The organism is Snodgrassella sp. (genome assembly GCF_024103505.1).
Classification (GTDB): domain Bacteria; phylum Pseudomonadota; class Gammaproteobacteria; order Burkholderiales; family Neisseriaceae; genus Snodgrassella; species Snodgrassella communis.
Genome location: NZ_JAGGIJ010000001.1, coordinates 423,710 through 435,355 on the forward strand (window position 1 = coordinate 423,710; position 11,646 = coordinate 435,355).

General features: G+C 46.6%; 9 protein-coding genes. 5 read left to right on the forward strand and 4 right to left on the reverse strand.

Features of this window, described 5'->3' with window-relative positions:
- The first annotated feature begins 3 nt into the window (after positions 1-3).
- A complete protein-coding gene (locus J6578_RS01935; protein WP_239362248.1) occupies positions 4-489 on the forward strand; it encodes a YbhB/YbcL family Raf kinase inhibitor-like protein in 486 nt (161 codons plus the stop codon).
- Between the two features lie 82 nt (positions 490-571).
- On the opposite strand, the gene rbfA is transcribed toward J6578_RS01935, so the two are convergent.
- The 4 genes from rbfA to rimP all read right to left on the reverse strand — a co-directional run bounded on the left by rbfA (position 572) and on the right by rimP (position 6,032).
- Positions 572-943 (reverse strand): 30S ribosome-binding factor RbfA, encoded by a 372-nt coding sequence (gene rbfA, locus J6578_RS01940; protein ID WP_037406574.1) that lies wholly within the window; start codon positions 941-943, stop codon positions 572-574.
- Between the two features lie 82 nt (positions 944-1,025).
- Positions 1,026-4,004 (reverse strand): translation initiation factor IF-2, encoded by a 2,979-nt coding sequence (gene infB, locus J6578_RS01945; protein WP_287953769.1) that lies wholly within the window; start codon positions 4,002-4,004, stop codon positions 1,026-1,028.
- Positions 4,005-4,014: 10 nt separating this feature from the next.
- Complete coding sequence (nusA, locus tag J6578_RS01950; RefSeq protein ID WP_093090863.1) at positions 4,015-5,502, reverse strand: transcription termination factor NusA; 1,488 nt, start codon at positions 5,500-5,502, stop codon at positions 4,015-4,017.
- 47 nt (positions 5,503-5,549) lie between these two features.
- Complete coding sequence (gene rimP, locus J6578_RS01955; protein ID WP_093090865.1) at positions 5,550-6,032, reverse strand: ribosome maturation factor RimP; 483 nt, start codon at positions 6,030-6,032, stop codon at positions 5,550-5,552.
- Positions 6,033-6,479: 447 nt separating this feature from the next.
- Between rimP and J6578_RS01960 the strand changes: the two genes are divergently transcribed.
- From J6578_RS01960 to J6578_RS01975, 4 genes are all read left to right on the forward strand, one after another.
- Entirely contained in the window at positions 6,480-8,351 is a 1,872-nt protein-coding gene (locus tag J6578_RS01960) for a potassium transporter Kup (RefSeq protein ID WP_287953770.1), read from the forward strand.
- 38 nt (positions 8,352-8,389) lie between these two features.
- On the forward strand, positions 8,390-9,430 hold the full coding sequence (gene argC, locus J6578_RS01965) for an N-acetyl-gamma-glutamyl-phosphate reductase (protein WP_287953771.1): 1,041 nt from the start codon (positions 8,390-8,392) through the stop codon (positions 9,428-9,430).
- A gap of 56 nt (positions 9,431-9,486) precedes the next feature.
- Complete coding sequence (erpA, locus tag J6578_RS01970) at positions 9,487-9,834, forward strand: iron-sulfur cluster insertion protein ErpA (protein WP_037406564.1); 348 nt, start codon at positions 9,487-9,489, stop codon at positions 9,832-9,834.
- Positions 9,835-10,106: 272 nt separating this feature from the next.
- On the forward strand, positions 10,107-11,627 hold the full coding sequence (locus J6578_RS01975) for a catalase (RefSeq protein WP_287953772.1): 1,521 nt from the start codon (positions 10,107-10,109) through the stop codon (positions 11,625-11,627).
- The last annotated feature ends 19 nt before the right edge of the window (positions 11,628-11,646 follow it).

The following is an 11,646-nucleotide window of genomic DNA, read 5'->3' on the forward strand; positions in this document are numbered from 1 at the left end:
ACAATGACAGATAAATTTATTTTAACCAGCCCAGAGTTTAAAAATGGCGATACCGTTGATTCCTCCTATCAAAGTGACCATGATAATCAGTCTCCGGCTTTGGCGTGGACAAATGCACCGGCAGAGACCAAAAGTTTTGCCATACAATGCCATGACCCTGATGCACCAACTGGTGGCGCCGGCTGGTGGCACTGGATGGCTATTAACCTGCCCAAAGATTTAACTGAACTGAAACGCAATGCTGGTGCTGAAAATGGGCAGAATATGCCTGCCGGTACACGTCAGCTACGCAATGACAGTGGAACCTTAGGTTATTCCGGTTTTTATCCGCCTGAAGGCACCCCGCCACACCGGTATATTTTTACCGTTTATGCTTTAAACACCGATAAAATCGAACTACCTGATGATGTCACCACCAGCTGCACAGGATTTGTAGTCAATAGTCATGTCATTGCCAAAGCTTCTATTACAGTTCACTATGGCCGCTAACATAGAATTATAATTTAGCCGAATCATAAATATAACAAAAAAGAGATTGGCCAATCATAGTCAATCTCTTTTTATTGCAACATCAATCGTCAACTGGTTTTTCTTTTGCTACCTTATCAATCAGGTGCGAAATACTCATACCCCGTTCAAGAGAATCATCATAGATAAATGTCAGTTCAGGTGTGCGGAATAAACTTATTCGCCGTGCCAGCTCACTACGCAAATACCCTCTGGCATGTTCCAGTGCCTCTTCAGTAACAGCACGAGTACTGTCATCCAAAACAGTATAATAAATTGTCGCATGGCTGTAATCTCGAGTAACTTCAACTTCATTAATCGTAATAAAGCCAGCTCGCGGATCTTTCAGGCCAACACGCACCAGCTCAGCCAGTTCTCGCATAATCTGCTCTTTGACACGATCCTGACGTGCATAACCACGTTGAGGTTTACGCATAATCATTCCTTTCTGTGATCAGGCCAATAATTCAGGCAGCCCGAAAAAATATCCAGACTGCCTTGTAACACTTCAAATAACCTTAAAGCTTACGGGCAACTTCAACCACTTCAAAAGCTTCCAGCTGATCACCTTCCATAATTTCATTGAAATTTTTCAGCATCAAGCCACATTCAAAGCCCTGACGTACTTCCTTAACATCATCTTTAAAGCGTTTTAATGAAGAGAGCTCACCAGTATGGATAACCACATTATTACGGATTAACCGAACATGCGAATCACGTTTAATCAATCCATCCGTAACCATACAACCAGCAATATTACCAACCTTGGATACCGTAATTACCTGACGAATTTCCACCGTACCAATCACATTTTCTTTCTGTTCCGGTGCCAGCATGCCACTTAAAGCCGCCTTCACATCATCAATAGCATCATAGATAATATTGTAATAACGGATTTCAATTCCCTCATGCTCAGCCAGCTTACGCGCAGTTGCATCAGCACGAACATTAAAGCCAATAACAACAGCACCAGATGCAATTGCCAGATTAACATCAGACTCGCTCACGCCACCAACACCGCTGTGCAGCACATCCACACGAACTTCATCAGTAGACAGTTTTCGCAAACTGCCAGCCAACGCTTCATAGGAACCCTGAACATCAGCCTTAATAATAATCGGCAAACTTTGTGCCTGATTTTCACCCATGTTATTAAACATGTTTTCCAGTTTGGCTGCCTGCTGTTTCGCCAGCCGCACATCACGATATTTACCCTGACGGAAAAGAGCAATCTCACGGGCTTTTTTCTCATCTGCCAGTACAATAAAATCTTCACCAGCATTAGGCACATCAGACAGACCAAGAATCTCTACCGGAATAGACGGGCCTGCGGCAGTAATGGTTTTACCATTTTCATCTACCATAGCGCGTACACGACCAAAAGTCGTACCAGCGAGTACTATATCACCTTTGCGCAAAGTACCACTTTGTACCAGTAAAGTAGCCACCGCACCACGCCCCTTATCCAGACGTGATTCCACCACAATACCTTTAGCAGCCGTATCAACAGATGCTTTCAGCTCCAGCACATCGGCTTCCAGTAGTACTGCTTCCAGCAAGGCATCAATATTAGTACCCTGTTTGGCGGAAACATCAATAAACTGCACATCACCACCCCATGAATCCGGTACTACCTCATGTGCAGTTAATTCCTGACGAATGCGTTCCGGATTGGCACCTTCTTTATCAATCTTATTGACTGCAACCACCAGTGGCACCTTGGCTGCTTTGGCATGAGCAATTGCTTCAATCGTCTGAGGCATTACCCCATCATCAGCAGCAACCACCAGAATAACGATATCAGTAGCCTGAGCACCACGTGCACGCATAGCAGTAAATGCTTCGTGTCCCGGCGTATCCAAGAAAGTAATTACACCGCGCTGGGTCTCAACATGGTAGGCACCAATATGCTGAGTAATGCCACCTGCCTCACCTTGAACAACACGGGCTCGGCGAATGTAATCCAGCAGAGAAGTTTTACCATGATCCACATGCCCCATGACTGTCACCACTGGCGGGCGTGGCAAGGTTTCCGCTTCAGTAACAACCGCGGTGTCTTCATCCAAAAATGCTTCAGGATCATCAGCCGCTGCCGCTTTACCAATATGTCCCATCTCCTCCACAACAATCAGCGCGGTTTCCTGATCGAGTGACTGGTTAATGGTCACCATCATACCCATTTTCATCAGAGTTTTGATAACTTCCGCGGCCTTAACTGCCATTTTGTGTGCCAGTTCAGCAGCAGTAATTGTCTCCGGTACCAGAACTTCATGTACTACAGGCTCAGTAGGCGCTTGGAAAGCATGCTGATTCGGTTCCAGCTTGAGCTGCTTCTTGCCACCTTTCTTACCACCACGTCTGCGGCTATCTTCTGCATTACCCACATCGGCTGAACGGCGATTTTTACCACCACGGGCAGATTTTCCTTTCGGCATTTCATCTTCACGCTGACGACGCTGTTCATCTTTCTTACGCCGTCCGGCTGATTCAGCTCCGGTTTCAGCTGCCTTAGGTGTACTAGTACTGGTTACCGGTTTTTTCTCGCTCGGCTTGGCCGAACGCACTTCGGCAGGTTTCTGCTCACTGGCTGCTTTACTTTCTTCCTTAGCCTGTTGCTTGGCTGCTTCACGTCGTGCCTGACGTGCCTGACGCTCCAGCTTCTGTTTCATCAGCATTTCTTGATGTGCGCGCATAGCTTCTGCACGTCGTGCTTCTTCATCGCGCTGAGCCTGCTCTTCAGGACTGATAATAGGTTTAGACGCCTCAGCCACCAATGCAGCCAAATCAATCTTCTTTGCATTGCGGTTACGGTTGCGTCTGGATTTATGCTGCTCATTTTTGTCAGCTGTTTTTTTATCAGCCGGTACTTCTACAGTTTGCGCAGCTGCTTCAGTCTGTTGTGACTTTTCAGCCTGTTGCTGCTTTTCAGTCTGTTGCTGTTTTTCAGTTTGTTGCTGTTTCACTTGCTGTTTTACCACTTCTGTCTGCACAGACTCCACTTTAGTTTTCTGTTCGGTTTTACTAGCTGCAGCTGCTGCCTTTAATCGTGCAGCTTCAGCAGCTGCGGCAGCAGCAGATTCTTCTCTGCGTCGTGCTTCAGCCTGCTCCGCTGCTATTTTTTTCGCCTGCTCCTCAGCCTCAGTATCTGCCTTTACTGACTCTGGTTCTGGTTGCACCGGTGCGTGCTTTTCTTCTGCCGGCTTGGCTTCCAGTTCTTCAGACGGTACGGCAATTCGCCGGCGACGCCGGGTTTCAACTTCAACACCGCCAACAGTGCTTTTCTCAGCTGGTTTTTTACGATTCAGCGTGATGGTACCGGCAGACTGACTACCATTAGACTGCTTTAAATAAACCAGCAACTGTTTTTTGTCCGCAGCAGTCAGCTTATCTGATGCAGCCTGTTTATGTACTCCTGCTTCGGCCAACTGCTCCAGCAACCTTGCAGTTGATAAATGCAGCTCCAAGGCAAATTGTTCTACAGTTATTTGATTACTCATTCGCGTACCCTCATACTTCGTCAAACCAGTGGGCGCGTGCAGCCATCACCACTTTCTTGGCGGTTTCCTCATCAATGCCAGTAATCTCAATCAGCTCATCTACTGACAACTCAGCCAGATCATCTCGGGTTTTAATCCCCTCATTGGCCAAATCATGCAGCATTTCCTGATCCACCCCGTCCAAATTTTTCAGCTCTTCGTCCATCCGTTCCAGCTGTTCCTCAGAAGCAATGGCTAAGGTCAAAATGGCATCACGGGCACGGTTGCGCAACTCTTCCACCGTATTTTCGTCAAAACCCTCAATTTCCAGCATTTCCTGAACAGGCACATAAGCCACTTCTTCCAAACTGGTAAACCCTTCCTGTACCAGTACCTCGGCCACACTTTCATCCACACCGAGATTATTTATAAAGAGCTCACGCACCGCTTTATCTTCTGCTTCGTGGCGCTCCTGTGCTTCTTCCACAGTCATAATATTCAGCTGCCAGCCTGTCAGTTCTGCTGCCAGACGGACATTCTGTCCACCACGCCCGATAGCCAGCGCCAACTGATCCTCTGCCACAATCACATCAACCGAATGATTGTCTTCATCAATCAGAATACGCGTTACCTCAGCCGGACTGAGTGCATTGATCACAAACTGAGCAGTTTCCGGCGACCACAGCACCACATCAATCCGTTCGCCCGCCAGCTCTTCCGTTACCGCATTTACACGTGATCCACGTACACCGATACAGGTACCCTGCGGGTCAATGCGAGCATCATTCGACTTCACCGCGACTTTAGCGCGCAAACCCGGATCACGGGTTACTTCCTTAATTTCCAGCAGGCCGTCTTCAATTTCCGGCACTTCCATTTCAAACAATTTCAGCAGAAATTCACGCGAAATACGGGTCAAAATTACCTGACTACGGTTACCAATCTGGTCTACTCGCAAAAACAAAGCCCGTACCCGGTCACCATTACGGAAATTTTCCCGCGGAATCATCTGATCGCGTGGCAGCAAAGCTTCCAGACGACCAATTTCCACAATTGCGCCATGCCGCTCAACACGTTTAACCGTACCCAGCACCAGACTATCCTTGCGTTGCAAAAATTCATTTAAAATCTGCTCACGCTCGGCGTCACGAATACGTTGCAAAATAACCTGCTTGGCTGTTTGCGCACCAATCCGGCCAAATTCCACATTCTCAATTGGTTCTTCATGATACTCACCAACCTGCAATGTTGTTCCCGGAATTTCTTCCTGAATCTCTTCAATGGTCTTCTGAATATCAGGGTAGGTATAGTCCTCATCGGCCACAATCAGCCAACGGCGAAAACTACTGTAATCACCCGTATTACGGTCGATAATTACCCGTACATCCATATTTTCACGCTCAGTTTTTTTCTTGGCCGCACTGGCCAGAGCAAACTCCAGTGCGCTAAATACCACCTCTGTATCTACGTTTTTCTCACTCGCCAAAGCCTCAGCCAGTAGCAAAATTTCACGACTCATTTAATTCTCCTTGCAAGCCCGTGCTTACAACAATATGAAAATTCAATTTAAAAATCAAATTCTGGCTTCAAACGTGCTTTATCAACATTTTGCCATTCAATTAAAACAGTTTTACCAGCCGCCACAGCAGCACGCTTGGCTCGGCGTACCTCATTAGCCTCTTCCAGCGTGATACTGATCAAATCATTCTCATCAATACCATTAATCCGGCCGGTAAAATTTTTCTGCCCATCAATAGGCAAACGCGTTTTAATCTTAGCCAGTTGTCCCGCAAAGCGCCTAAAATCAGCCGGTTTGGTCAATGGTCGATCCAAGCCGGGGCTAGAAATTTCCAGACGCTGATAATCAACATCTTCCACCATTAATACTCGGCTCAAGTGATTACTGACTGCAACACAATCATCCAGAGAGATACCGCTTTCTGCCTTATCAATAAAGACACGCAAATCCCCCTGTGCAGTTAGCTCATAATTCACCAGCTCATAGCCCAGACCCGGCAAAGTTTTTTCCAAAATGCCCTGAATATCCATCTGTGCTCCGTAAAAACAAAAAAATGGCCTCAGGGCCATTTCTCAATAATTCGAAAAATTTCTTTATTTTAACCCATTGTTGAAAAAAAAGAAACCTCCTGCCATTATCTATATCAAACATTCATCCAGATTAGCATAAACTTATCAACCAATTGCATTAGCGCCCATAGATAACCATTACACCAAACCGAGCCATAACCATTTGTTAATCCATAAAATACCAAACAACATATTTTGCAACAAAGATAAACCCGTCCTTGTTTTAACCACCCGAAAAATGAAAAGACCACCTCATCCTCAGCACACAAGCCCAAATAGCCTGCACTAGACACAACCAGCCATGACTAATAAACAAAAAAATCTATAAAAACCCACATTTAAGGGATTGGCTAAACTTAACGTTAAGACTAAACTCACATCCTGATAACCCTATAACGAGGTACATAAATGCGTATACAGTTTTCTGCCAATACTGCAATGACACTTGCTGCATTAGGTATTGTTTACGGCGACATTGGCACAAGTCCACTATACGCCTTAAAAGAAAGCTTTCGCGCTTCAACAATAGCCCCCACAGAAACAAATGTATTAGGTTTTGTCTCACTGATTCTGTGGTCATTGTTACTGATTGTTACCCTTAAATATGTTCTGTTTATCTTGCGGGCAGATAACAACGGCGAAGGTGGAGTTGTAGTATTAATGCAGCAGGCAATGCGACACCTTAAAGGCAAACCTGCATGGATTATCATGATGATGGGACTTACCGGTACCGCACTATTCTACGGTGACGCCATGATTACACCGGCAGTATCCGTACTGTCTGCCGCAGAAGGCTTAACCGTGATCAACGAAAGCTTTCGCCAGTATGTCATGCCCATAGCACTAGTGATCCTGTTTGCACTATTTCTGATTCAGAAAAAAGGGACACATAAAATTGGCACACTATTTGGCCCCATCATGCTGCTATGGTTCAGTGCCATAGCACTGATAGGCCTGTATCAGATAGTGCAGTCCCCCACCATCATACTGGCTTTCAATCCTTACTACGGTATTAAATTTGCCGTTAACCACGGCTGGGATGGCTTTATCGGACTGGGCTGTGTCGTATTGGCCGTAACAGGAGCCGAAGCCTTATATGCAGATATGGGACATTTTGGGCGCCAGCCTATCCAGACAGCTTGGGTAAAAATAGTTTTACCCAGCCTCATCATCAACTATCTGGGACAAGGTGCACTTATTCTGCACAATCCGGCAGCAATCAACAACCCGTTTTTCCTGAGTGCCCCGCACTGGCTGCTGATTCCCCTCATCATACTGGCTACCTTTGCAACCATCATTGCCAGTCAGGCCGTAATTGCAGGTGCTTTCTCCCTTACACGTCAGGCAATTCAGCTTGGCTTTGCACCGCGCATGAACATCATCCATACCAATAACGAAGAAGTTGGCCAGATTTACCTGCCACTGGTTAACTGGCTGCTACTCATAGCAGTAGCCTTAGTAGTCTTAGCCTTTCACGACTCCGAACATCTGGCTTCAGCCTATGGGATTGCCGTAACCGGCACCATGGTCATCACCTCATGCCTGTTTTGCATCGTAATGATTAAAAACTGGCGCTGGCCAATTCCACTGGCACTCCTACTCACCTCAATATTCTTATGCTTCGATCTGGTTTTCTTCGGCAGCAACCTGCTCAAACTGATTCACGGAGGCTGGTTCCCAGTACTGGTAGCCATGATTGTAGTCACATTGTTTTCAACATGGCGCCGTGGCCAGCAACAACTGCACGAAGCGCAACAAAACAAAGACTTCCCACTTGATGATTTCATCGAAAATCTGCACGACTACCCGCCACAGATTGTCTCTGGCAATGCCGTATTCATGGTATCTGATCCATTCAGCACCCCACGGGCACTACTACATAACCTCAAGCATAACAAAGTATTGCATAACTACAACGTCTTACTTAGCATCAAAACCAAAGAAGTTCCTCATATTGCCGATAACGAACGCATCGCCATGAAACAGATAGGCGCGCGCTTTACCCGCGTTATTGCCAACTACGGCTTTCAAGAAACAGCCGACATCAGTCATATACTGGGCTTAATGGCTGAACAGGGCATCACACTGGATACAATGGAAACATCATTCTTCCTTTCCCATGACAGCATCGTTGTTGCAGCCCAAAGCAGCCATGGCAAAATGGGTCGCTTACGCGCCCGAATCTTCAAATGGTTATATAAAAACAGCGCCACCGCCAGCAACTACTATCATATTCCAGCTAATCGAGTAGTCGAACTGGGTGCCCAAGTAGTCATTTAACCAGCCAAAATAGCCATAAAAACCATGAAAGAAAACAAATGAGTATCAAAATCGGCATTGTCGGTGCCACAGGTTACACCGGAGTAGAATTATTACGCTTACTGGCACAGCATCCAGATGCAGAAGTAATCGCAGTGACAAGTCGTAGTGCCGCAAAAACAGCATTAAGCGACTACTTTCCCAGCTTGCGTGGTATCTACAACCATCTCATTTTCCAGCACCCAGAACAAGCCAGCCTGAATCAGTGTGATGTCGTATTCTTTGCCACACCAAACGGCATAGCCATGCAAGAAGCACCACCTCTGCTGGCTCAGGGTATAAAAATCATTGACCTGTCAGCAGACTACCGCATCAAAGACGTAGCCCTCTGGCAGCAATGGTATCCGTTTACCCATACCAGCCCTGAATGGATTGCAAAAGCCGTATATGGCCTGAGCGAACTCAACCGTACCGCAATCGCTCAGGCTCAGCTTATAGCCAATCCCGGCTGTTATCCCACCTGCATCAGCTTACCTTTACTACCCTTATTACAACATCACTGCCTAGCAGATAATCAGCTATTAATCGCCGATTGCAAATCCGGCGTATCCGGTGCCGGCCGCAAAGCCAATACCGGCAACCTGTTTGCCGAATGCAGTGACAACTTCAAAGCCTATGGTATTAGTGGCCATCGACACTTACCCGAAATCAGACAAACACTAAACCTCTTACAACCTCAGATAGGCAACAATCTCATATTCGTTCCCCACCTTACCCCCTTGATTCGCGGTATGCATGCCACCATGTATGTACAAACCAAAGATGGTCACAATCCTTATCAACTGATTGCTGACTATTATCGTAACAGCCCGTTTATAGACGTACTGCCTGCCGGTAGCACCCCAGAAACCCGCTCAGTTCGCGGAGCTAACCTCTGTCGCATCAACGTACAGCCAGCTCCCCAAAACAACACATGGATTATCCTGTCTGTGATTGACAATCTGGTTAAAGGCGCTGCCGGACAAGCCGTACAAAACATGAATATCATGTTCGGACTGGAAGAAACCAGCGGGCTGAAACTCACGCCCCTCTTGCCATAAACTACCGGCAAGGTGGACAATTCAGCCTGCCCATATTTCTTGAAAAGGATCAAGCCATGTCAGATACCGCTATAGAAACACCAATTACCTTTACCGAAAGCTGCTGCACCAAAGTTAAAGACCTCATTGCAGAAGAAAACAACCCTGACCTAAAACTACGAGTATTTGTAACAGGAGGTGGTTGCTCAGGTTTTCAGTATGGCTTCACCTTTGATGAAATCGTTAACGATGATGATTTTGAGATTCAAAAAGATGGCTTAACCTTCCTGATTGATCCCATGAGTTACCAGTATCTGGTGGGTGCAGAAATTGACTATTCAGAAAGCCTGCACGGTTCGCAATTCGTTATCCGCAACCCTAATGCCACCACAACCTGTGGCTGTGGTTCATCTTTCTCAGTCTAATCAGACCAGTCCCAAACCTCAGACTACTGTCACCCAACAATCCAAACCAAATTCTCCCAGCCAGCCGCAACAGGCTGGTTATTTTTTTTGCCTGCCAAAACAAACATTCAAATATAAAAAATTTCACAAACTTTAAACATAATTGCTATTTTCAAGAAAATGTAAAATAACAACTTATTAACATTAAAATTTTTTTATCAAGTCTATAATCATTCAGACAGCCAAAAGCAGTAAAGGCCTTTTTTAATAACAAATTAACAAGGAGCTTTACCATGACCGATGACATAAAAAAATGTCCCGTTACCCATCTCACCACCAATCAGGGTGCTCCCGTATCGGATAACCAGAACAGCCTGACCGCCGGCCCACGTGGTCCCCTACTAGCTCAAGATTTATGGCTTAACGAAAGATTGGCTAATTTCGTGCGCGAAGTCATACCTGAACGCCGTATGCATGCCAAAGGCTCAGGTGCATTTGGCACATTCACCGTAACCCACGACATTACCCAATACACCTGTGCCAAACTGTTTAGCCAGATTGGCAAAAAAACCGAAATGTTTGTCCGCTTTTCCGAAGTGGCAGCCGAGCGCGGTGGTGGCGATGCAGAGCGAGATATTCGCGGCTTTGCCATGCGTTTTTACACCGAACAAGGCAACTGGGATTTAGTTGGCAACAACACACCAGTATTTTTCCTGCGCGACCCACGTAAATTTCCAGACCTAAACAAAGCCGTTAAACGTGATCCCCGCACCAACCTGCGTAGTCCTACCTACAACTGGGACTACTGGACACTACTCCCCGAAGCATTCCATCAAGTAACCATCACCATGTCTGATCGCGGCATCCCCGCCAGCTATCGTCACATGCATGGATTCGGTTCCCATACTTTCAGCTTTATCAACGCCAACAAAGAACGCTTTTGGGTAAAATTCCATTTCCGCACCCAACAGGGCATCAAAAACCTGACTGACGAAGAAGCGGCCAACATCATGGGACAAGACCGCGACAGCCATCAGCGCGACCTTTACAACGCCATAGAAAGCGGCGATTTCCCCAAATGGACCATGTATATCCAGATCATGCCCGAAGCTGATGCAGAAAAAGTCCCCTACCATCCATTTGACCTTACAAAAGTCTGGCCACATGGCGATTACCCCCTAATCGAAGTCGGAGAATTCGAACTAAACCGCAACCCAGACAACTACTATCTCGATGTAGAACAGGCTGCCTTTGCCCCAAGCAACCTCGTCCCCGGCATCAGCGTATCACCAGACAAAGTATTACAGGCACGTTTATATAACTATGCAGACGCAGCCCGCTATCGCGTCGGCGTTAACCATCATCAGATACCAGTAAACAAAGCGCGCTGCCCAGTATTCAGCAACCATCGCGATGGCACCACCCGCGTAGACGACAACTACGGCAGCCTGCCCCATTACGAACCCAATAGCTTTCATCAGTGGCAGGAACAGCCCGAATTCAGAGAACCACCTCTCAAAATTCACGGAGATGCCGACTTCTGGAATTTCCATGAAGACGACAATGACTACTTCAGCCAGCCACGCGCCCTTTTCAACCTCATGAGTGATGCACAAAAGCAAGTTTTATATGAAAACACAGCACGGGCAATGGGCGATGCACCGGATTTCATCAAATACCGCCATATCCGCAATAGCAATGCCTGCCATCCGGATTATGGCGCTGGTGTTGCCAAAGCATTAGGCATGACCGTAGAAGATGCCATAGCGGCGCGCAGCAGTGATCCGGCACAGGGCTGCTCAGTTCTAATATAAAAAACGGAACAAAAAAATC